The sequence below is a fragment of the Paenibacillus sp. FSL K6-2441 genome (assembly GCF_037964765.1).
GTDB lineage: Bacteria > Bacillota > Bacilli > Paenibacillales > Paenibacillaceae > Fontibacillus > Fontibacillus phoenicis.
In genome coordinates, this window is the sequence record NZ_CP150174.1 from 2182946 (window position 1) to 2203145 (window position 20200).

Annotated in this window: 17 protein-coding genes and 1 pseudogene; 12 read left to right on the plus strand and 6 right to left on the minus strand. The window is 54.2% G+C overall.

Annotated elements, in window-relative coordinates:
- Window positions 1-78: 78 nt before the first annotated feature.
- A complete protein-coding gene (locus tag NSQ80_RS09885; protein WP_009223199.1) occupies window positions 79-261 on the plus strand; it encodes a hypothetical protein in 183 nt (60 codons plus the stop codon).
- Window positions 262-313: 52 nt separating this feature from the next.
- On the opposite strand, the gene NSQ80_RS09890 is transcribed toward NSQ80_RS09885, so the two are convergent.
- The 3 genes from NSQ80_RS09890 to NSQ80_RS09900 all read right to left on the minus strand — a co-directional run bounded on the left by NSQ80_RS09890 (window position 314) and on the right by NSQ80_RS09900 (window position 2945).
- Complete coding sequence (locus NSQ80_RS09890; protein ID WP_339302122.1) at window positions 314-1306, minus strand: electron transfer flavoprotein subunit alpha/FixB family protein; 993 nt, start codon at window positions 1304-1306, stop codon at window positions 314-316.
- A gap of 19 nt (window positions 1307-1325) precedes the next feature.
- On the minus strand, window positions 1326-2093 hold the full coding sequence (locus NSQ80_RS09895; RefSeq protein WP_339302123.1) for an electron transfer flavoprotein subunit beta/FixA family protein: 768 nt from the start codon (window positions 2091-2093) through the stop codon (window positions 1326-1328).
- 267 nt (window positions 2094-2360) lie between these two features.
- A complete protein-coding gene (locus NSQ80_RS09900; protein ID WP_260069948.1) occupies window positions 2361-2945 on the minus strand; it encodes a TetR/AcrR family transcriptional regulator in 585 nt (194 codons plus the stop codon).
- A gap of 362 nt (window positions 2946-3307) precedes the next feature.
- Between NSQ80_RS09900 and NSQ80_RS09905 the strand changes: the two genes are divergently transcribed.
- The 7 genes from NSQ80_RS09905 (at window position 3308) to NSQ80_RS09935 (ending at window position 14301) form a co-directional block, all read left to right on the plus strand.
- Window positions 3308-5494 (plus strand): (Fe-S)-binding protein, encoded by a 2187-nt coding sequence (locus NSQ80_RS09905; RefSeq protein WP_339302124.1) that lies wholly within the window; start codon window positions 3308-3310, stop codon window positions 5492-5494.
- A 28-nt stretch (window positions 5495-5522) separates the two neighbouring features.
- Window positions 5523-7919: a 3-hydroxyacyl-CoA dehydrogenase/enoyl-CoA hydratase family protein gene (locus NSQ80_RS09910; RefSeq protein WP_339302125.1), complete on the plus strand. Its 2397-nt coding sequence runs from the start codon at window positions 5523-5525 to the stop codon at window positions 7917-7919.
- Between the two features lie 22 nt (window positions 7920-7941).
- Complete coding sequence (locus tag NSQ80_RS09915; protein ID WP_009223205.1) at window positions 7942-9123, plus strand: acetyl-CoA C-acyltransferase; 1182 nt, start codon at window positions 7942-7944, stop codon at window positions 9121-9123.
- A gap of 27 nt (window positions 9124-9150) precedes the next feature.
- Window positions 9151-10935 (plus strand): acyl-CoA dehydrogenase family protein, encoded by a 1785-nt coding sequence (locus NSQ80_RS09920; RefSeq protein WP_260069951.1) that lies wholly within the window; start codon window positions 9151-9153, stop codon window positions 10933-10935.
- A gap of 26 nt (window positions 10936-10961) precedes the next feature.
- Window positions 10962-12656 carry a long-chain fatty acid--CoA ligase gene (locus NSQ80_RS09925; protein WP_009223207.1) on the plus strand — a complete coding sequence of 565 codons (1695 nt, stop codon included), beginning with the start codon at window positions 10962-10964 and terminating at the stop codon, window positions 12654-12656.
- Between the two features lie 69 nt (window positions 12657-12725).
- The gene (locus tag NSQ80_RS09930; RefSeq protein WP_050769664.1) at window positions 12726-13142 is read left to right on the plus strand and encodes a PaaI family thioesterase; all 417 of its coding nucleotides are present in this window, start codon (window positions 12726-12728) and stop codon (window positions 13140-13142) included.
- Between the two features lie 82 nt (window positions 13143-13224).
- Complete coding sequence (locus NSQ80_RS09935) at window positions 13225-14301, plus strand: glycosyltransferase family 4 protein (RefSeq protein WP_339302126.1); 1077 nt, start codon at window positions 13225-13227, stop codon at window positions 14299-14301.
- A gap of 65 nt (window positions 14302-14366) precedes the next feature.
- On the opposite strand, the gene NSQ80_RS09940 is transcribed toward NSQ80_RS09935, so the two are convergent.
- The gene (locus tag NSQ80_RS09940) at window positions 14367-15143 is read right to left on the minus strand and encodes a YheC/YheD family protein (protein ID WP_260069953.1); all 777 of its coding nucleotides are present in this window, start codon (window positions 15141-15143) and stop codon (window positions 14367-14369) included.
- Between the two features lie 164 nt (window positions 15144-15307).
- Between NSQ80_RS09940 and NSQ80_RS09945 the strand changes: the two genes are divergently transcribed.
- Window positions 15308-15769: a MarR family transcriptional regulator gene (locus NSQ80_RS09945; RefSeq protein ID WP_009223211.1), complete on the plus strand. Its 462-nt coding sequence runs from the start codon at window positions 15308-15310 to the stop codon at window positions 15767-15769.
- A 15-nt stretch (window positions 15770-15784) separates the two neighbouring features.
- On the plus strand, window positions 15785-17059 hold the full coding sequence (locus tag NSQ80_RS09950) for an MFS transporter (RefSeq protein ID WP_009223212.1): 1275 nt from the start codon (window positions 15785-15787) through the stop codon (window positions 17057-17059).
- 8 nt (window positions 17060-17067) lie between these two features.
- Here NSQ80_RS09950 and NSQ80_RS09955 read toward each other — a convergent pair whose 3' ends face one another.
- Together NSQ80_RS09955 and NSQ80_RS09960 are read right to left on the minus strand one after the other, a co-directional pair.
- The gene (locus NSQ80_RS09955; protein WP_009223213.1) at window positions 17068-17925 is read right to left on the minus strand and encodes an SDR family oxidoreductase; all 858 of its coding nucleotides are present in this window, start codon (window positions 17923-17925) and stop codon (window positions 17068-17070) included.
- 152 nt (window positions 17926-18077) lie between these two features.
- Window positions 18078-18254: a hypothetical protein gene (locus NSQ80_RS09960; RefSeq protein WP_260069954.1), complete on the minus strand. Its 177-nt coding sequence runs from the start codon at window positions 18252-18254 to the stop codon at window positions 18078-18080.
- Between the two features lie 214 nt (window positions 18255-18468).
- On the opposite strand from NSQ80_RS09960, the pseudogene NSQ80_RS09965 reads away from it, so the two are divergent.
- Window positions 18469-19716 (plus strand): annotated as a pseudogene (locus tag NSQ80_RS09965) (glycosyl hydrolase family 8); the annotation flags it as partial.
- Window positions 19717-19779: 63 nt separating this feature from the next.
- Entirely contained in the window at window positions 19780-20139 is a 360-nt protein-coding gene (locus tag NSQ80_RS09970; protein ID WP_260069993.1) for a discoidin domain-containing protein, read from the plus strand.
- The last annotated feature ends 61 nt before the right edge of the window (window positions 20140-20200 follow it).

The following is a 20200-nucleotide window of genomic DNA, read 5'->3' on the forward strand; positions in this document are numbered from 1 at the left end:
CTTCCTGCTTTTGAAGCAGATAATGGAAATAAGCAGAGGGGCGGTCGTTACCAGCCCCGGAAGCAAGGAGGTTATCCCATGAATTATCAAGATTTTTACGTAAGTGAACGGGAGATTAAAGAGTTCCATCAGTCGTTGAAAAGACCCGGCAACCCTAACTGCTTTGAAGGGATGACCGTTCCCAAGCGATCGGTGAAAAAACGGAAAAAAGCGAACGGCATGGGTAAGGTACTGCGGTCGATCCTGAATATGTTTTATTGATTCCTTACGAGGAAAATGCCCGCATCACGTGATGCAGGCATTTTTTTTTATATTAGGAGGTCTGTTCAGCGAGGACTTCTTTAAATTGCTCGGTTAACAAGGGAACGATTTCGAACAGATCGCCAACGATGCCGTAGTCGGCTACCTTGAAGATCGGCGCTTCAGGGTCTTTGTTAATGGCAATGATGATCCGCGATTGGCTCATGCCGGCCAGATGCTGAATCGCGCCGCTAATCCCGCAGGCGATATAAATTTCCGGTGTGACGACCTTTCCGGTTTGGCCGATTTGCAGCGCATAGTCGCAGTACCCGGCATCACACGCACCGCGCGAAGCGCCGACGGCGCCGCCGAGGGTGTCCGCCAGTTCTTCCAGCACTTTAAAGCCGTCGGCGCTTTTCACGCCGCGTCCTCCGGATACGACGATCTTCGCTTCGGTGAGATCGACCTTGCCGGACACTTTGCGCACCACATCCTTGAGGATCGTGTGCAGCGTTGCAGGCGGGGTAAACTCCAACGGAACGAGCGTCCCTGAGGCAGCGGCTGGGGCTGCAGGGGGGAAGTTGTTTGGACGGATGGTCACGATGCCGCTGCCGTCTGCCAGTTCTTTTTGCTCAAAGGCTTTCCCGGCATAAATTGGACGCGTAAATACAACACTGTCGCCGTCCTTGGTGAGGGCGGTAACGTCAGAAATTTGCCCGCAATCAAGCCAGGCAGCCAGCTGAGGTGCGAGATCGCGGCCGATGGCTGTATGTCCAAGCAGGATGAGTCTCGATTCGTCCGGCAGCACGGCCAGGGCTTGCAGTATCGCTTCAAAGGCCAGCTCCGGCTGATAAGCATGGAGTTCGGCATGATCCAAGACCAGCACATGGCCCTCCACATGACGGCTCAGCTCGGCTGCGGCATCATCCAGCTGATGACCCAGCAGCACCGCCGCAAGCCGGTCGCTTTCGCCTCGCAGCGCATTCGCAACGTGAAGCGCTTCCAAAGAGACTTGGCGAAGCTTACCATCCTTCGTTTCGACGATCACCACGTACGTTTTGCTCATGATTAACGCCTCCTTCGGGTTAAATGACTTTCGCTTCAGAGCGCAGCAGTCGAACCAATTCCGCTGCCTGTTCGCTAGGTGCACCGGCGAGCAGCTTGCCAGCTTGGCGGGCCGGCGGCAGGGAGAGGCCAAGCCGTCGTGTTTTGGGGGCGATGTCGGTTTCGTTCAGTCCAAGATCGGAGAGGGCCAATTCGCGGAACGGTTTCTTCTTTGCTCTCATAATTCCGGGGAGCGACGGATAGCGTGGTTCGTTTAAGCCTTGCTGGGCCGTGAAAACAGCGGGTAACGCCACCTCCAATGTTTCAGCGTCGCCTTCCGCATCCCGTACGGCGGTTGCCCGATCTCCGTTTACGGTCAGCTTCGTAATCGACGAGACGTGGGGGAGCGAGAGCAGCTTGGCAAGCCGCACGGCGACTTGACCGGCTCCGTTGTCCACGGAGAAGTTGCCGCCCAGGATAAGGTCATAGTTCAGCGTTTGCAGGTAGGCGGCGAGCAGGCGGGAGATGCCGTATTCGTCCGTATCGATCGTCTCTGTGGCGATCCGTACCGCTTCATCAGCGCCCATCGCCAGGGCGGTGCGCAGCGCTTCGGCCGCTCTTTCCGGCCCTGCCGACACGACCGTCACCGTGCCGCCATGGGCTTCCTTCAGGCGCAGCGCTTCCTCAACCGCATATTCGTCGTAAGGGTTAATGACGAACTTAACGCCGTCATCACCAATCTTACCATTGGTGATGACGATTTTTTCCTCCGTATCGAAGGTTTGTTTCAGGATTACAACGACATGCATGCGGGCCAACTCCTTTCAAGAATGTTCTGCCTCAAGTTCATGCTAACGCTTGCCAGCGCACTTATTTGGGCGATAAGGAGTGAATTTCACTTCTAACGCTGATCAGTAACGCTAATGGCACGATTTGAGGGGGATATTCCTCAAAAACCAGCAAATAAGCGCTGTGACAAGCGTTATATGATGCAGATTCCGATTTTGCCTCTGATAAGGTCGATCACAAGCGTTAGCGCAGAGCCGATAGGTGGGGTGTTGCTCAGAAATAAGGGCTCACTTCTTCATCGCACGCAGGAAAAAGTCTACCGTGTTCTCCACTTGAGCGGATAGAGAGTACTTCATACCAGAGATCAGCCAGGAGGTCACGACCTCGTCCAAGGCTCCAAAGATCAGCTGACGGGATAGCTTGGTGTCCAGGTTGGCGCGAAACGAGCCTTCCTCGATCCCTCTCTTCAAGATATGCTCGATGAGCGTGATGTAGGGCTTCACCGCAAGGCCGATTGCCTTGCGCAGTTCGAGGGAGCTTTGCCGCAGCTCGATTTGCGTCACGTACGCAAAATTTACGTTCTGCTCCAGATGGGTGAAGTGAATTTCGCACACTTTACGCAGCGCTTCTTCGGCTGTGCTCGTTTCACGGATGTTCTGATGGAACAGATCAACAAGCTTGCCCAGCCGATCCTGGAAGAGGGAGATCAGGATATCCTCTTTATTTTTGAAATATAAATAAATTGTGCCGTCTGCGACTCCAGCCTCTTTGGCGATTTTTGAGACCTGGGAGCCGTGGAACCCGTTCTCCGCAATGACTTTTTCCGCTGCATCCAAGATCATTTCAAATTTTTCCTGTTTCCTACTTGTCATCGAGCCACCTCAATGCTAAAATTTAAAACAACTGAATGAACCGTCATTCATTTTCTTAATCTTAGGGGAAGAACTCACCGATTGTCAAGGGACGTTCCTTAAGATTTTCATTTAACTTCATGTTGTAAACGTTTACCCTGTTGACTTGTACGAGGGCCAACCTCAATCGTGCTAGGAACTCATCACTCATTAACACTTTGATCCCAGTAATTCAGCTTTATCTCCATTTCGGCTATGACTGTTGTGAAATCAATGAACCCCTTAGTCCTGCCAGAACCAGCATTCCCGCACACATTGACACACTTTATCGATCAGCGATCTCTTTCCACAAAAAGAATTGTTCGAAGGAGGGACGCATATTCATGGTTACGTTTTGGCTTACGCTAAACGCTTTGCTGTTTGCCGCCGTTACGGGATATGCCATATTCGTGTTCTATCAGGCTGTAGTCCGTCGTTACCTGTATCTGCGGCTTGGCCGGCCGTTCGACTTCCGTGCTAGGCACGGGGGAGCCCAAGGCGAATTCTGGTCGCAAGTGCTCGGGCAGAAGAAGCTGATGAAGGATCGCAAAAGCGGGTTGATGCACGTTGTTGTGTTTTACGGGTTTATCGTGTTGCAGTTTGGGGCGATTGATCTGATCGTCAAAGGGCTGTCGCGCGGCGGTCATCTGCCGTTGCCTGCATACGAGCTGTTCGGCTGGTTCCAAGAGTTTACCGCGCTCGCGATTCTCATCGCGATGGGGTACGCCGCATACCGCCGTTATATCGAGAAGCTGCCGCGATTAAAAAAGGGTTGGAAACCTGGCATCGTTGTGATTTTCATCTATGCCTTGATGGTTTCCGTGCTCTTGTCGTTAGGCTTCGAACGTGTATGGATGGGGCTGGAGTTTTCATGGTACGCCCCGGTCTCGTCAGCCATCGCCGCCGGATTCGCCTGGCTGCCTGCGGCCGCCGCGGAAGCTGTTTTTTACGTGTTTTGGTGGCTGCATTTATTGATCCTGCTTTCTTTTCTCGTATACATCCCTCAATCGAAGCACTTCCATCTCATCACAGCACCGATCAACATCTGGCTGCGCCGGCGGGAACCGCATGGACGGCTGCAGAGCCTGAACCTTGAAGACGAAGAAGCCGAGAGCTTCGGGGTTGGCTGCATTGAGGATTTCACGCAAAAGCAAATGCTCGACTTCTACGCCTGCGTGGAATGCGGTCGCTGCACCAGCGTCTGCCCGGCGGCAAGCACCGGCAAAACGCTGTCGCCGATGCATCTGATCACGAAGCTGCGCGATCATCTCACCGAGAAAGGCGCCGCCGTTACAGGCAAATCGCCGTGGGTGCCGGCGAATGTGTTTGGCTCTGACGGCGTCCACGCGGTGGCAGCAGGTGCGGCGCATGCGGCACCGGACTGGGGCCGCGCATCGGGCATCACCGACATCCGCCCGACGCTGGATTGGCAAAAGGCGGCTTGGCAACCGGCTGCCCAAGGTAAAGCGGCAACCGATCTTGAACTAATCGGCGACGTCATGACCGAAGAAGAAATTTGGGCCTGCACGACTTGCCGGAATTGCGAGGATCAATGTCCGGTGGGGAACGAGCACGTCGATAAAATTGTGGACCTGCGCCGTCATCTTGTCCTGATGCAGGGCAGCGTTCCTGCGGAAGGCCAACGGGCGATGCAGAACATCGAGCGGCAAGGCAATCCCTGGGGGATCAGCCGCAACGACCGCGCAGCCTGGACCGGCGAGCTGGAGGGTATTCCTGTGCCGACGGTGAAGGATAATCCGTCCTTTGAGTATTTGTATTTCGTTGGCTCGATGGGCTCTTATGATCTGCGCAGCCGCAAAGTCACGCGGGCGTTTGTCCGGCTGTTACACGAAGCGGGCGTTAACTTCGCGATCCTTGGCAACGAGGAGCGCAATTCCGGGGATACGCCGCGCCGGATGGGCAATGAGTTCTTGTTCCAACAGCTATGCCATGAAAACATTGCAACGTTCCAACGGTATGGGGTGCGCAAAATCGTTACCGCTTGCCCGCATACATTTAATACGTTGAAAAACGAATATCCCGAATTCGGTCTGGAGGGGGTGGAAGTGCAGCACCATACACAGCTACTGGAGCAGCTGATCCGTGAGGGACGGTTGAAGCCGACCCACCAGGTCAACGAACGGGTTACCTATCACGATTCTTGTTATCTTGGGCGGTATAACGGTGTCTATGATGCGCCGCGCGAGGTCCTGCGGGCCGTGCCCGGCGTGGAGCTGGTTGAGATGGCCCGCTCCCGGGAGAACGGGATGTGCTGTGGCGCCGGCGGCGGGCTGATGTGGATGGAGGAAACCGCCGGCAAACGGATCAACTTGGCCCGCACCGAGCAAGCGTTGGAGGTACATCCAAGCATGATCAGCAGCGCCTGCCCGTATTGCCTGACGATGCTGGAAGACGGCACCAAGCTTAAGGAAGTGGAAGACCAGGTAAAGGCGCGGGACATTGCCGAAATTTTGGCGTTGTCCGTGTTCGGCGAGCAGGCGGCGGATCCGGTCCCCGCATTATCTCAATGAATTTTTAAGGTCATAGGAGGTAGATCAAATGAACAAACCGATCCGAAAAGCAGCCGTTATCGGCTCTGGTATCATGGGCTCCGGCATCGCTGCCCAACTGGCGAATGCGGGCATCTCCTGCCTGCTGCTCGACATCGTCCCGCAACGGTTAAGCGACGCGGAGATGGCCGCTGGGCTGACGCTCGACCATCCGTTCGTGCGCAATCGCTTAGCGACGTCGGCGATCGCCGGTCTGTCCAAGACGAAACCCGCGCCGTTATATGACAACGCTTTCGCGGAGCGAATCACACCCGGCAATCTGGAGGATCATTTGCACCTGATTGCTGACGTGGATTGGGTGATCGAGGTCGTCGTCGAAAACCTCGCCATCAAGCAGCAACTGCTCGCCCAGGTAGAGCGCCACTGGAAGCCGGGGACGATCGTCAGTTCCAATACGTCGGGGATCTCGATCAACGCGATGGCGGAAGGGCGGTCCGAGGAATTCGGGAGACATTTTCTCGGCACACATTTCTTTAATCCGCCGCGGTATATGAAGCTGCTGGAGATCATCCCGGGGCAAACGACCGATCCGGAGCTGGTTCAAGGCTTAAGCCGCTTCTGCGAGCAAAAGCTGGGCAAAACGGTCGTTCTGGCCAAGGATACGCCAAATTTCATCGCCAACCGAATCGGCACCTATGGCCTGCTCGTGACGCTACGCGAGATGGCGGAGAAGGGGTACACCGTCGAAGAGGTGGATGCGGTGACCGGCCCGGCGATGGGCCGACCGAAAAGCGCCACCTTCCGCACCTTGGATCTGGTCGGCCTGGACACGTTCCTGCATGTGGCCGACAACGTATATGCGAACGTATCGGATGAAGCGGAGAAGCAGGTGTTTGCCGCTCCGTCATCGCTGAAGGACATGGTATCGCGAGGCTGGCTCGGCGAGAAAAGCGGGCAGGGCTTTTACCGCAAAATCAAAGGGGAGAGGGGCAGCGAAATTCTGTCCTTAAACCTGCAGACAATGGAGTACGCACCGCAGCGCAAAGTGACGTCCGCTTCCTTGGAAGCCGCCAAGCTGGCGAAAGGGGCGGCCGCCAAAACGAAGGCGCTGCTTGGCACGCAAGACCGCTACTCCCAGCTGGCATGGGATGTACTGAAGCAGGTGCTGATTTATTCCGCCGCCAAGCTGGGTGAAATTGCGGATAACATCCGCGAAATCGACGAAGCGATGAAATGGGGCTTTAACTGGGAACTGGGGCCGTTTGAAACGTGGGATGCCATCGGCCTGGTGCGTACCGTTGAGAAGATGGAGGCGGAAGGGCTGACGGTACCGGCCTGGGTCAAGGACTGGATTGCTGAGGGAAATACCTCGTTCTACAAAAAAGACGGTGGCTCTCTATTCCAAGCCGCAGTTGGAGGATACGCGCCAGTAGCGCTGCCGCCGGAACAGATCTCGCTTCGCGACTTGAAGGCGCAGAATCGAGTGGTGCGCAGCAACAGCGGCGCCAGCCTGATCGACCTTGGCGACGGCGTAGCTTGCTTGGAGTTCCATTCACCGAACAATGCGATCGGCGCGGATATTTTGCAGATGATCTTGCAGAGCATGGATGAGGTGCGGGACAACTTCGAAGGGCTGGTCATTGCCAACCAGGGCCGCAATTTTTGCGTTGGCGCCAACCTGATGTTGCTGCTCATGGAGGCACAGGACGAGGAATGGGATGAAATCGACGACATTATTCGTCTGTTCCAGAACACGATGTACCGGCTGAAACGGTTTGAAAAGCCGGTCATTGCGGCGCCGCACCGCATGACGCTGGGCGGCGGTGTGGAGGCGTGCATGCCGGCAGATCAGGTCATCGCCGCCGCTGAAACGTATTACGGACTCGTCGAGGTGGGCGTTGGCCTGATCCCGGCGGGCGGTGGCTGCAAGGAATTGGCATTGCGAGCCAGCCAGCAGGCAATGTTGGCTGAGGCTGATTTGCAGCCATACATCAACCACTACTTCCAAACGGTTGGGACGGCTACCGTATCCAGCAGCGGTCATGACGCCAAACGGCTGGGGCTGTTGAAGTCCACCGATCGGGTGGTGTTAAATCCCGATCAGTTGATTTACGAAGCGAAGCAGGCCGTCTTGAAGCTGGCGGGAAGCGGATATGAGCCGATTCCCGAGACGAAATTCCGCGTCGTTGGCTCCGAAGGCAAAGCGGTTCTGCAGCTTGGCGCACTCGGCATGCACGAAGGCGGTTATATCAGCGATCACGATCTGCTGATCGCCAACAAGCTCGCCCATGTGCTCGCTGGAGGCGACGTGCCCGCCGGGACGCTGGTGACCGAGCAATATATGCTCGACCTGGAGCGCGAGGCATTCCTGAGCTTATGCGGCGAACCCAAGACGCAGCAACGCATGCAGCACATGCTGAGCAAAGGCAAACCGCTACGGAACTAAACGAAGGGGAGGATGAGTTCAGATGAAGGAAGCTGTGATTGTATCCGCGGCCCGAACCGCAGTGGGCAGAGCCAAGAAAGGCAGTCTGGTCCAAACCCGCGCCGATGATTTAGGCAAAATCGTGCTGGAAGCCGCGATTGAGCGTGCACCCGGTCTGAGCAAAGGGGATGTTGAGGACATCATCATTGGCTGCGCCATGCCGGAGGGGGAGCAGGGGCTTAACTTTGCACGCATCATGGCGCTCTACGCCGGGTTTCCGGTGACGGTGCCTGCCATTACCATCAATCGCTTCTGTTCTTCGGGTTTGCAGGCGATTGCCTTTGCGGCGGAGCGGATCATGCTGGGTCAGGCCGATGTGTTGATCGCCGGCGGCGTGGAAAGCATGAGCCATGTGCCAATGACCGGGTTCAAGGTGTCGCCGAACCCGCGGATCGTCGCTGAAATGCCGGAGGTCTACATCGCGATGGGCCATACGGCGGAACGCGTTGCCGAACGTTTTGGCATCTCCCGGGAAGATCAGGACCGGTTCGCTTTGGCATCGCATCAGAAAGCCGCTCAAGCCATCGCCGAAGGCAAGTTCAAGGAGGAGATCGTCCCGTTTGAGGCGGAGCTGCGCAGCTTGGATGAGCGCGGGAAGGTCAAAGTGAAGCGCTTTGTGTTTGACACTGACGAAAGTGTCCGCAGCGATACGACCCTTGAAGCTTTAGCGAAGCTGAAACCCAGCTTTAAGCAAGGGGGAACCGTGACGGCAGGGAACTCCTCGCCGATGAACGATGGGGCGGCAGCGGTCGTCGTCATGAGCCGGGAGAAGGCCGATGCGTTAGGGCTTCAACCGCTGGCAACGTTCCGCGCGTTTGCGGTGGCCGGCGTGGAGCCGGAGTTGATGGGCGTAGGTCCGGTCAAGGCGATTCCGAAGGCGCTGGCGGCTGCAGGGATCACGCTGGACGATGTGGATCTGTTTGAGATCAACGAAGCATTCGCCTCTCAATGCATACACGTGATTCGCGAGTTGGGTCTGGATGAGAACAAAGTGAACGTCAATGGCGGCGCGATTGCCCTCGGACATCCGCTGGGCTGCACCGGGACGAAGCTGTCGATCTCCCTGATTCACGAACTGCACCGACGGGGCGGCAGGTACGGTGTCGTGTCGATGTGTATTGGCGGCGGTATGGGCGCGGCCGGCGTTTTTGAAGTTCACCCTTGAATCCATTTGAATGAAGGAGAGGATCGCATGAGCAACGAAACGAAGGAAAAAATCGTAGGCGGAAGCTTTGTCATTACCGATGTAGATTACCGTCAGGTTGTGACCCCGGAGGATTTCAGCGAGGAGCATCGCATGATCGGCGAGACGACGGAGGAATTCGTCCGATCGGAAATCCTACCGCGGGACGAAGAGATCGAGCATTTGAACTATGAGCTGACCGCCGATTTGCTGCGCAAAGCGGGCGAAGTAGGGCTGCTCGGCGCTGACGTGCCGGAGGCTTACGGCGGCATGGGGCTAGACAAAGTCAGCACAACGTTAATCAGCGAAAAGCTGACGAAAGCTTCCTCATTTGCCCTCTCAGCCGGAGCTCATGTCGGCATCGGGACGCTGCCCATCGTGTTTTTCGGAACCGATGCCCAGAAGCGCAAATACTTGCCGAAGCTGGCGACAGGGGAACTACTCGCGGCGTATTGCTTGACCGAACCTTCCTCGGGCTCCGATGCGCTGGGGGCCAAGACGACCGCGGTGTTGTCGGAGGATGGGACGCATTATGTGTTAAACGGGACGAAACAATTTATTACGAACGCCGGCTTTGCGGATATTTTCATTGTGTACGCCAAGGTGAACGGCACCGATTTCAGCACGTTTATCGTTGAACGGAGCATGGAAGGGGTGAGCATCGGACCGGAGGAGAAGAAGATGGGCATCAAAGGCTCCTCCACCTGCCCTCTGATCCTTGAAGACGTGAAAGTGCCGGTCGAAAATCTGCTGTGGGAAGTGGGCAAAGGCCACTTGATCGCCTTCAACATCCTGAATATCGGACGCTTCAAATTGGCGGCAGGATGTCTTGGTTCCTCCAAGGATGCAATCGAATATGCGGCAAAATACGCCAATGAACGTACCCAATTCGGGCAAAAGATCTCGTCCTTCCCGCTCATCGGCAAAAAGCTGGCGGAGATGAATACGCGTACGTTCGTGCTGGAAAGTATGGTCTATCGTACAGCCGGCCTGTTTGACGTCGGATTAGCCGATGTCGATTACAGCAGCGCGGACGTGGGCTACCAATCGGCGAAGCAAATCGCCGAATACCAACTGGAATGCTCCATCAACAAAGTGTTTGGCTCGGAGGTGCTGGATTTCGTTGCGGACGAAGGCGTGCAAATCCATGGCGGCTACGGGTTTACACAGGAATATCGAATTGAGCGGATTTATCGCGACTCGCGGATCAACCGGATTTTTGAAGGCACCAATGAAATTAATCGTCTCCTGATTCCCGGCGCGCTGGTTAAACGGGCGATGAAGGGCGAGCTCCCCCTGCTGCAGGCGGCGCAAAAGCTGCAAGCGGAGCTGATGGAGCCGATCCCAAGCCGCACTTTCGAAGGCACGTTGGAGGAGGAGGCCTACCTGCTGTCCATGGCCAAGAAGATTTTCCTGATGGTGGGTGCCCAAGCGGTGCAAAAATATCAGCTCAAGCTGGAGCGGGAGCAGGAAGTGCTCAGTCATTTGGCGGATATGATGATCGCCATCTATGCCATGGAAAGCGCGTTGCTCCGCACGAAGAAGCGCATTGCGCAAGCTGGTGAAGACAAGGCAGCACTCTATATCGCTATGACGAAGGTGTTCATTCAAGAGGAATTTGGCAAGATCGAAGCTTTGGCGAAGGAAACGCTAAGTTATATGGAGACAGGGGATATGCTGCGCACGCAACTCTCCATCCTGAAAAAATTGACAAAGCGGTCAGCCCTGAATACGCTGTCATTAAAACGGCAAATTGCCGCCGAGGTGATCCGGGCGGAGAAATACGTTTTGTAAAATTGCGAGGTTGGGAGGCAAGGCGTATGTCGAGTAAACCTTGGCTGAAGTTCTACCCTGCTGAAGTACCACCGACCTATGATTATCCGAAGCAAAATCTCGCCCACTTTTTAGAAGTTTCCGCTGCTCGTTTCCCCGAAGTGACAGCTCTGGAGTTCATGGGAAAAAAGATCAATTACCGTACTCTGCTGAAACAGTCGTACCAATTTGCGAATGCCCTGCGAAAGCTGGGCATTCGCAAGGGGGACCGGGTGGCTATTATGCTGCCGAATTGCCCGCAGGCGGTGATCGCCTATTACGGGACACTGCTCATGGGCGGAATCGCCGTCATGACGAATCCGCTTTATATGCCCAGGGAGCTGGAGCATCAGCTCACCGATGCGGGCGCACGCGTGATGGTGACGTTAGACCCGCTCGTGGAGCGGGTAAGGACAGCGACAAAGCTGCATCCGATGGAATATATCATCGCAACATCGATTAAGGACTATTTGCCTTTCCCCAAAAACATGCTGTATCCGATCAAAGCCAAAAAAGACGGCATGCTGGCTCATTTAAACTATAATGATCGCTTAATCGCCTTTCCGGCCTTTCTTGCCAGCGGCAGCTCTGAGCCCTGCCATGTGGAAGTGGATTCTGAACAGGATTTAGCGTTATTGCAATACACCGGCGGGACCACGGGCTTTGCCAAAGGGGTCATGCTGACGCACATGAATCTGGTGGCCAATACGATTCAAAACCAGCTCTGGTTTTACCGTGCTAGGCCGGCGAAGGAGAAGTATTTGGCGGCGCTCCCTTTTTTCCATGTGTTTGGCATGACGGTGCTGTTAAATCAATCGGTTTCTTTAGGTGGGACTCTGCTGCTCATGCCTCGTTTTGAAATTAATCAGGTGCTGCAGACGATCCATCTCAAGAAACCGACCGTATTTCCCGGCGCGCCAACGATGTACGTTGCGATTATTAATCACAAGGACGTAGCGGGGTACGATTTATCCTCGATTAATGTATGCGTCAGCGGTGCGGCTTCGTTGCCGCTTGAGGTCCAAACCCGGTTTGAGGAATTAACCGGCGGCAAGCTGATCGAGGGCTACGGATTGACCGAAGCGTCACCGGTCACGCATGCCAACAACATCTGGGGGATGCGGAAAACCGGATCGATCGGCATTCCGTTTCCCGATACCGATGCGATGATCGTGCAGCCGGATACGCTGGAGGAGGTACCAGTTGGTGAAATCGGCGAGCTTGCCGTGCGGGGGCCCCAGGTGATGCGGGGGTACTGGAACCGTCCGGAGGAAACGTACAAGACGCTGCGCGACGGCTGGCTGCTCACCGGTGATTTGGGGCGGATGGATGAAGACGGGTTCTTCTACATTTTGGATCGGCGCAAAGATTTGATCATTGCCGGAGGATATAACATTTATCCTCGGGAGGTCGAGGAGGTGTTGTTTGAGCATCCGGACGTGGAGGAGGCGATCGTGGCTGGTATCTTCGATCGATATCGCGGCGAGACGGTCAAAGCGTATATCGTCCTGAAAGAAGGTGCAACACCGGACGAGGAAGGCATCAAACGCTGGTGCAAGGAGAAGCTCGCTGCCTATAAAGTGCCGAAAGTTTACGAATTTCGGGATAGTCTTCCGAAAACGTTGGCCGGCAAAGTGCTGCGCCGTAGGCTCGTGGAGGAGGAAGCGGAGCGTCAGAATCCGCCTCAAGCGAAAGAGAAGTAACCGTTGATGCGCCTAACCCGATACAGGATAGGGGGGCTGAGTCAGCGGGATGAACGGAGGTTATCTAAAATGAAAGCGGATTCAGAAGAGCTGCAGCAACGTTTGGCGTTGTGGAATCAGGCGGCGATTGGCTCATTTGTAGATTATCTCGGCTGCCAAGTGGTCGAAGCGAATGAGCAGCGGGTCGTGATACGCCTTCAGATTCAGCCGCATCATTTGAACTTGATCGGCATCGTCCATGGCGGTGTCCACGCGACGATGATCGATTCGGCGATGGGACTGCTGGCGATGATCGCCAAACCGGAAGCCAGTGTGGTGACAACCAATTTGAACCTGAATTACGTCACCAAAGCCGTAAAGGGGTCGATCACCGTGACCGCCGAACTGGTTCACGTATCGCACAAATCGGTCACCACGATGGCCTATGCCCGTCTGGATCAAGGCGAAATCTGTGCATTTGGAACAGGAACGTTCCGCGTGACCTGACGGCTTGGGTGGATACCTGCGCAGGGAGTCCTCTTAACGCATATGGTGAATAAACACAAGGCATATGCGTTAGGAGGAGCCTATGAATATTTTGATGGTAGCGCCCGAGCAGATTCCGGTTCCCGGTAACGGCTCGGTAGAGATCAGCATGCTGGCCATCGCCAAGCAATTGGCTTTGAATCATCGAGTTACGCTGATCAGCAGAAAGGCCCGAAACTTGCCCAACGTAAGCCGGATGGGGAACTTAACGATCGTCCGCTTAAGCAGCGGAAGTTCCAGCAAGTATATTGCATCCGTTTTGCGTTACTTAAAAGGGAGACGTTATGACCTGATTCAGGTCGATAATCGTCCGCATTATATGGCTAAGATCAAGGCGGCGTTTCTCCATACTCCGGTCACGCTGTTCCTGCATTCGCTAACGTTTGTGAAACCCACCTCCAAAGTGAACGAAAGTCTGGGCCGAGCCGACTTGATCATTGCCAACAGCGAATCGCTTAAAGCGAATTTAGCCGCGCGTTTCCCAAGGCATGCGGGGAAACTCCGCAAGGTGCATCTAGGTGTAGACACCGCTCGGTTTAGCCCGGCAGGCGGACAAAGCGGGCGTTCCGGCACTTTTCGCGTCTTGTTCGCGGGTCGGGTGATTCCACGAAAAGGTGTTCCGGTTCTGATCCGGGCCATCAGTCGTGTACGCAAGGAATATGGGGCGGTAAGCTTGACCGTTGTTGGCGGCGGCAAACCGGGGTACTTACGGGAACTCAAGCGTTTGGCAAGGGCGAAGGGTGTGCCGGTCAAATTTACCGGAAAAATTCCACATCGTTCCATTCATCGCAAGTTCCGGCAGGCCGATCTGTTTGCGTGCCCTTCCCAGGAGCATGAAGCGTTTGGTCTGGTGAATTTGGAAGCGATGGCATCCGGACTTCCCGTCGTCGCATCCAATATCGGCGGGATTGGAGAGATCGTCAAACATGGTTCGAATGGCTACCTGGTGGATGCCTACCGCAACCCCGAAGAGCATGCGAAGTGGATTCTGAAGCTGGCCCGGGATCGGGAGCTGACCGCTAGAATGTCCAGACAAGCGCGGAAGGACGCTGTGGAGAAGTTCGGATGGAAGCAAACCGCCAAGAAGCTGATCGGGATCTACCGGCAGTTTGGTTCATAAACCCTACCCAATCAAAAACGGACGAGAGGATGCCCTATGGGCAAGCCTCCGTCCGTTTATCATTTTTATTTACGCTTGTATTTGCCATAAGCGCGGGCATATTTCATGATCGTGCGGAAGATGCTCTTGGCCTTCAGCTTACGGAAGATGAACGGATCCGGCGCGGTATTTACCTCTAGAATCCAAGGCCGAAGCTTCTGGTCAATCGCCACATCTACGCCGATTTCGCGAAGACCGGGGAAGCTCTTCTTTAAGTGATTGGCAATGTCCTCCCCAAAGTTTCCCAGCATGCTGGTATAAGACTTGAGCCGCGATCCCTTCAAATAAGGAGAGAGCAGCTTTTCTACCGACACAAGCTTCCCATCGTTATGATAATTGGTGACGATCTTCTTCGGATGGGCCAGTCTGCCAATCATGCCGGTCGTCTTCCAAACCTTCTGCGGGGTACGCTGCACCATGACACGCAGGTCGAAGCGGCGCTGATCGTATTTGAGCAGCTCAATGCCTTGCTGAACGAGATAACGACCTTTCAGCTTATGTTTTCGAATCGAGCGATAGAGTTCATCCACCGAATTATGAGTTCTAATCTTCTTGTCAAGTTGGTATTGGTAGATCCCGTGTCTGGAGTGAGGTTTATATTCGACCCGCATGACGCCTTTTCCCCAAGTGCCGTTCACTGGTTTGACGTAGACCATCTGATATCTCATCAGCATACTATGCAGATTCTCTTTATTAAAGCGACGCGTTTCGGGGAGATAGCTCCGTAATGTTTTGCTTTGCATCAACGCTTCATTTTTTTTAAGCTTGCTTGTGATATGACGCGGGTGACGGGCAGTTTTCATGAATACTGTTCCCCTTTGAGATGTTTTTATGGTAATGTATTCCGCCTTCATGGAAAAGGGAAAGATGATCACCTACCCGCCCTGAAAATAGACAGAAGATTGACCTCAATTAGTTTGTTAGCATATAATTGTTGTGACAACTATTAAAGCAGGTGTGACTCAAAGTGACAAGTGACCACTCACGGAGCGAGCTGGCCGTCGGATTTATCATGGGTGTGGCCTATCGGAAAATCTCTGCCTTACTGCAGCATCGGCTGAAGGATTATGACATTACGCCGGAGCAATGGTCCGTGCTTCATCAGATCTATCAGTCGGATGGCTTAATTCAGAAAGAAATCGCGGATCGAAGCGGAAAGGACAAGCCAACGACCACCCGAATTATCGATTTGCTGGAAAGCAAGGGACTTGTTCGCAAGCAAGCGGGGAAGCGCGATCGAAGATCGTTCCTCGTGTTCAGCACGGAGCGGGGAAAAGAGCTGATCCGCGAAACCTTGCCCATAGAACGGAGTGTGACCGAAGAGGTCAAGCGGATCATGGATGCGGAGGAATACGAGAAGCTCATGGAGCTGCTCCAGCGAATTAATCGGCATTTCAGCGATCCAATGCAAAGTATAACATCCAAGTAGATTAGAGGCGAAGAAATGAATTTATACAAAGAATCTGACCGATTATGGACGAGATCGTTTATATCATTAACGATCTCTGCTTTTTTGTTGTTTTTGAATTTGCAAATGCTGTTATCTTCTCTTTCGTCCTATGCCAAAAACGAACTTGCGGCCAGCGATTTGGAGGTCAGTCTCGTGACCAGCATATTCGCCGTATCCGCGATCCTGACCCGTTTTCTCGCGGCGGCGATGCTGCGGAAATTTTCACCTAATGTTCTGCTGTTCGCCGGCTTGATCATTGCGGCAATCATGACCGAGTTAAATGATTGGGTGGGTTCGGTTGGAGGTTTGCTGTTGGTGCGGGCCGGGTATGGGTTTGGCTTTGGGATCGGCAGCACGATATTGCCTACGCTGGTGTCACGGATCATTCCGCCATCCCGTATGGGGGAAGGCATCGGATATTTCGGCTTGTCCAGCAGCTTGGCCATGTCGATCGGCCCAATGATCGGCTTAAATTTGCTGCAGAAGTTCGGTTTTGGTACATTGACCTTGTCGGGGACAATGGCCGTCTTGGTGGTGATCCCGCTGTTGCTGCTCACCCGGGCACTTCCGAGGAGTAATAATTTGAAGTTAACTGAAATGAAGACGACGCCGGGAGCCGGCGACTCGACCCCTAAGCGTCGTGCGCCGTTTAACCGTAAACTCCTGTTTCCGGCTTTTCTTAATACGTTATTGTCGATTACATACAGCGGATTGTTAAGCTTTATCGCTTTATTCGGCGAATTTCTTCACCTTGAACAGGTGGGGTTATTCTTCTTGTTTAATGCGGTGACTGTAATCATCATACGTCCGATCTCCGGCAGGATCTTTGATGCGAAGGGCCATGTGGCCGTCTTGATCCCGGCTGCGCTGCTTGTTGTCGCGAGCATGGTTGTCTTGTCGTTCACCCAGTCGTTGCCGATGCTGATTGTTTCGGCGCTGCTGTACGGACTTGGCTTCGGGGCGACCCAGCCCACGCTGCAGGCTTGGATGCTGCGAACCAGCACACCGGAGCAATATGGAGTAGCGAACAGCATGTTTTTTAATACTACGGATTTTGGCGTCGCCATTGGTGCAATCATTCTAGGGGCTATCGCATCTGCCACGGATTATGCGGTGATGTACCGTTATTCAGCCGGGGTCATGGGGTTGTTCCTGGTCGTTTACGTTGCGTCGCATTTTTTGGTGAATAAGCGGTTTTCCACGAAGAATTATCCGGCAGATCGCGCTGCGGGTTCCGCCTCTGAGGCGAAAGCAAGCAGTACGAACTAAGGCAGCGGCTATTTCCCTTTGCGCGTTAACTCGGACAAGCGATCCCACTGTTCTTCCGTCACCTCGGCAAGATCGTTAAATTGTCCGGCCCCGCGCAGCCATTCACCGCCGTCAATCGTGACCACCTCACCGTTGATATAGCCGGCGGCATCCGAGACGAGGAAGGCGGCTAAGTCCGCCAGCTCTTCGGGGCGGCCGGTTCTCCCGAGTGGCACGCGTCCCAGCATTTTTGCCTCCAGCTCCGGTGTAGGGGAGAGGCGGGACCAGGCACCTTCCGTTGGAAACGGCCCGGGAGCGATCGCCACCTGACGGATCCCGTGAGGTGCCCACTCGACGGCTAGTGAGCGGGTCAGAGCGAGAACGCCAGCCTTGGCCGCGGCGGAGGGAACGACGTATCCCGATCCGGTCGAAGCGTAGGTCGTGACAATGTTCAGCATCGTTCCGGGCAACCGCTGTTCAATCCAACGTTTTCCTACCTCTAATGTCATGTAAAATGTACCGTGCAGCACGATGCCCAGCACCGCATTGACGGCATTGGGAGACAGACGTTCTGTCGGGCTGATAAAATTGCCGGCAGCGTTGTTGACAAGCACATCGATCCGTCCGAAATGACGCCAAACGGCATCTACGCAGTTATGGACTTGCCCGGGATCGCGAACATCACAGCGTTGCGGGAATACCTCACTGCCGTCAGCGGAGGATAGTTCTTCAGCAGCTTTTTCCAATACGTCTTCACGTCGACCGCAGATGGCGACCTTAGCGCCGAGCTGCAAAAACCGACTGGCCATGGCCCGTCCTAACCCCGTACCGCCACCGGTGATCAGGATGACCTTATCCTTCAATAAATCTTTTGCGAACGCTTCCATCTATTCACGCTCCCAGATTTCAAATCAACCTCTGTATCATGATATTCGCGCTTAAGGTTCATTATCCTGTAGCCTGGGAACGCTGATGGACAATAAAATATCCGCAGCGGCCCCATAAGGAGCCCTGCGGATGGATCAACGAAAGAGGAAGGTTATTTCGTGGAATCCGTATCAGTGAACGGCACCGGTTTGGCCACCCATTCATCGGCCTCCGGCTCGATGTCGACTCCATTCTCAATCTTCTTTTTCTCGGCCAACGAATCCCCTTGTTCATTTAATTTGTTGCGCAGTTTGGCCTCATCGCGGGCTGGTTGATTCTGATGTTCCATACTGATCCTCCTTAAGTCATTCTCTCGGTAGTAGTCATTACCTTCCATAGGGTATCCCGATCCCCGTGTTTTCATGTTTCAGACCCGTAGAATTTAGTTTATATTTAGAGAGAGCTGGAATAAAATAGGAATTAGGACATCCTTGCGTTTCATTAGGTGCAATTCCGAGATCGCTTAACGAAAGACAGGTTTTCTACTTTCGCTTTGAGGAGGAATGATGATGAAGCTTCATAAGGTTTGTCTAGTTTTGCTGTGTTTATTCATAGCCACCTCGTTTGGGGCCATCGCACCGGCCGCTCCCGTTGCTGCCGCTGGCGAACTGAAACCGTTCCCGCAGCAGGTCAGCTATCCGGGAGTAATCAAGCCAAGCCATGTCACCCAAGCGGCGATGAATCAGGCCGTAGCGGCATATTACGATTATTGGAAAGCGACCTACCTTAGGAATAATTTGACCTCGTTGCCGGGCGGTTATTATGTGAAGGGAAATATCACGGGGGATCCCGACGGATTTACCGCGCTGGGTTCTTCCGAAGGCCAAGGCTACGGCATGATCATCACGGTGCTGATGGCCGGATATGATCCGAACGCCAAGACGATCTATGACGGGTTGTTCAAAACGGCACGCGCGTATAAGAGCAGCGGCAACCCGAATTTGATGGGCTGGGTTGTGGCGGACAGCAAAGCAGCTCAGGGGCACTTTGGCTCGGCAACCGACGGTGATTTGGATATCGCATATTCGTTGATTTTAGCTCATAACCAGTGGGGTTCGGGCGGGGAAATCAATTACCTGCAGGAAGCGAAAAAAATGATTACCGACGGCATCAAAGCCAGCTACGTTACGACTGGCTATCGGCTCAATCTGGGCGATTGGGACGGTAAAGATGCGCTGAATACACGCCCTTCGGACTGGATGCTCAGCCATTTGCGCGCTTTTTGCGAGGTCACGGGGGATGAGACTTGGATTCATGTCATTGATAATCTGTACGATGTGTATCAACAGTTTACCACAATGTATTCACCAAATACCGGACTGATCTCCGACTTCGTGGTGGGCAACCCGCCAAGACCTGCGCCAGAGTGGTATCTGGAAGAGTTCAAAGAGACAAATCAATATTACTATAATGCAAGCCGCGTGCCGCTGCGTATTGTGATGGATTATGCGTTATACGGCGATACAAGAGCGAAAGCGCTGGCCGATCAAATGGTGAACTGGATGAAGAACAAAACCGGCGGTTCACCCGCGAATATCAAAAACGGCTACAAGCTGGACGGTACGGCGATCGGAAATTATGCCACCGCGGTATTTGTCGCCCCATTCATCTCGGCGGGGACAGCAAATTCCAGTAATCAAGCATGGGTGAATGCGGGCTGGGACTGGATGAAGAATAAGAAAGAGGACTACTTCAGCGACAGCTACAATTTGCTGAACTTGCTGTTCCTATCGGGGAATTGGTGGAAGCCCGGCGGTGCAACCGTACCGGAAGCGCCTAATCTAGCTCTGAATAAAACAGCGGTATCCAGCACGATTGAAGGCGTTGGGTTTGAACCGGACAAAGCTGTGGATGGCAACCAGATGACGCGATGGGCCAGCCGCGAAGGTACCGACCCGGAATGGATTTACGTTGATCTGGGTTCCGTACATCAAATCACCGGCGTCAAGCTGCGGTGGGAGGCCGCATACGCCAAGCGCTACAAGATCGAGATCTCCACGGACAACGGGTCGCCAGAGCATTGGCAAGAGGTGTATTCGAACTCAAGCGGCGATGGTGGACTCGACGAAATCCCGCTCTCACCGCAGCCAGCGAGATATGTCCGCATGTATGGTATCGAGCGGGGGACGCCTTACGGGTATTCACTTTACGAGTTTGAAGTCACGGGTCAATGAGATGAAGAAGGGGACCGGAAATGCCGAAGTGATTCGGCGCCTCCGATCCCTTTTTTAGTTG

Coding starts and splice junctions, on each gene's coding strand:
- NSQ80_RS09885 (WP_009223199.1), top strand. CDS start 79: ATGAATTATCAAGATTTTTACGTAAGTGAACGGGAGATTAAAGAGTTC.
- NSQ80_RS09890 (WP_339302122.1), bottom strand. CDS start 1,306: ATGAGCAAAACGTACGTGGTGATCGTCGAAACGAAGGATGGTAAGCTT.
- NSQ80_RS09895 (WP_339302123.1), bottom strand. CDS start 2,093: ATGCATGTCGTTGTAATCCTGAAACAAACCTTCGATACGGAGGAAAAA.
- NSQ80_RS09900 (WP_260069948.1), bottom strand. CDS start 2,945: ATGACAAGTAGGAAACAGGAAAAATTTGAAATGATCTTGGATGCAGCG.
- NSQ80_RS09905 (WP_339302124.1), top strand. CDS start 3,308: ATGGTTACGTTTTGGCTTACGCTAAACGCTTTGCTGTTTGCCGCCGTT.
- NSQ80_RS09910 (WP_339302125.1), top strand. CDS start 5,523: ATGAACAAACCGATCCGAAAAGCAGCCGTTATCGGCTCTGGTATCATG.
- NSQ80_RS09915 (WP_009223205.1), top strand. CDS start 7,942: ATGAAGGAAGCTGTGATTGTATCCGCGGCCCGAACCGCAGTGGGCAGA.
- NSQ80_RS09920 (WP_260069951.1), top strand. CDS start 9,151: ATGAGCAACGAAACGAAGGAAAAAATCGTAGGCGGAAGCTTTGTCATT.
- NSQ80_RS09925 (WP_009223207.1), top strand. CDS start 10,962: ATGTCGAGTAAACCTTGGCTGAAGTTCTACCCTGCTGAAGTACCACCG.
- NSQ80_RS09930 (WP_050769664.1), top strand. CDS start 12,726: ATGAAAGCGGATTCAGAAGAGCTGCAGCAACGTTTGGCGTTGTGGAAT.
- NSQ80_RS09935 (WP_339302126.1), top strand. CDS start 13,225: ATGAATATTTTGATGGTAGCGCCCGAGCAGATTCCGGTTCCCGGTAAC.
- NSQ80_RS09940 (WP_260069953.1), bottom strand. CDS start 15,143: ATGAAAACTGCCCGTCACCCGCGTCATATCACAAGCAAGCTTAAAAAA.
- NSQ80_RS09950 (WP_009223212.1), top strand. CDS start 15,785: ATGAATTTATACAAAGAATCTGACCGATTATGGACGAGATCGTTTATA.
- NSQ80_RS09955 (WP_009223213.1), bottom strand. CDS start 17,925: ATGGAAGCGTTCGCAAAAGATTTATTGAAGGATAAGGTCATCCTGATC.
- NSQ80_RS09960 (WP_260069954.1), bottom strand. CDS start 18,254: ATGGAACATCAGAATCAACCAGCCCGCGATGAGGCCAAACTGCGCAAC.